This is a genomic window from Sphaerochaeta sp. S2 (assembly GCF_016406725.1).
GTDB lineage: Bacteria > Spirochaetota > Spirochaetia > Sphaerochaetales > Sphaerochaetaceae > Sphaerochaeta.
Genome location: NZ_JAEKNT010000423.1, coordinates 1 through 1,375, shown reverse-complemented (window position 1 = coordinate 1,375; position 1,375 = coordinate 1). Strand labels below are relative to the sequence as shown.

At 47.0% G+C, this 1,375-nt stretch carries 1 protein-coding gene; it reads left to right on the top strand.

What is annotated here, in order from left to right:
* On the top strand, positions 1 to 1,375 hold a 1,375-nt coding region (locus JF818_RS12250; protein ID WP_198892282.1), incomplete at both ends, for a sugar ABC transporter ATP-binding protein.

Here is a 1,375-nt window from a genome sequence, read left to right as displayed (position 1 = left end):
GGCGAAAACGGGGCGGGTAAATCTACACTCATTAAAGTCATTACCGGAGTCTACGAAAAAGACGCCGGCTTGATTACCTTACAGGGAGAACCTATTCACTTTAAAGCTCCGCAGGAAGCACAAAACAAGGGAATAGGTACCGTCTATCAGGAAATAATGCTTTGTCCCAATTTGACTGTTGCTGAAAATATGTTTATCGGCCGTAGTCACAGCCCATTCGTTAATTGGAAGCAGATGAATGAAAAGGCAGCCCAGTTGCTCGATTCCCTCGGTATTCCGGCAAGCCCAGTCCAGGAACTTGCTAGCTGTTCGATTGCCGTACAGCAAATGATTGCCATTGCCCGAGCAGTGGATATGGACTGTAAGATTCTCATACTGGACGAGCCAACTTCCTCCCTTGATGAAGACGAGGTACATAAACTCTTTGCACTCATGCGTGAGCTGAAAGAGCGGGGAGTGGGAATCATCTTTATCACACACTTTCTCGAGCAGGTGTACGAAGTCAGTGACATGATCACGGTACTTCGCAACGGGAAGCTGGTCGGTGAATATGAAACAACCTCGCTTCCCCAAATCGAGCTCATCTCAAAGATGCTGGGAAATGTGCTCGAGGATGTTACCAAACTAAAGAAACATGAACCGGTCGTATCTGATACTTCCATCCCTGTCTTTGAAGGAAAAGAACTTTCAAGTTCCGCAGGGGTAAAACCCTTCAACTTTGCCATACAAAAAGGCGAGGTGAACGGGTTTGCAGGTCTGCTCGGCTCCGGACGTAGTGAAAGTGTCCGTGCCATATTCGCCGCAGACAAGGTAACTGGTGGTGAAGTAAAGATGAAAGGTAAGCGGGTGAAGATTAAAACACCCTTGCACGCGATAAAACATGGAATAGGCTATTTGCCAGAAGATCGCAAAGGCGATGGCATTGTCGAAGACCTATCGGTACGAGACAATATCATCCTTACCCTGCAGGTCTTGAAAGGCTTCTTCAAACCATTTTCGAGAAAACAGGCGGAGCTATTCGCCGACGAGTATATCAAGAAGTTAAATATCAAGACTCCAACCTCAAATACACCGATCAAATCCCTTTCTGGAGGTAATCAACAGAAAGTTATACTGGCCCGCTGGTTGCTCACCAACCCAGAGTACCTGATCCTGGATGAACCGACCCGTGGTATTGATGTTGGAACCAAGGTTGAGATCCAGAAACTGGTCCTCAATCTCGCATCCAAAGGGATGAGCCTTACGTTCATCTCTTCAGAAATTGAGGAGATGCTTCGAACCTGTTCCCGATTGATAGTCATGAAAGACCGTGAAATAGTCGGGGAGCTCAGGGGGACAGATTTGACGGAGAACGATGTAATGAACGTAATAGCAC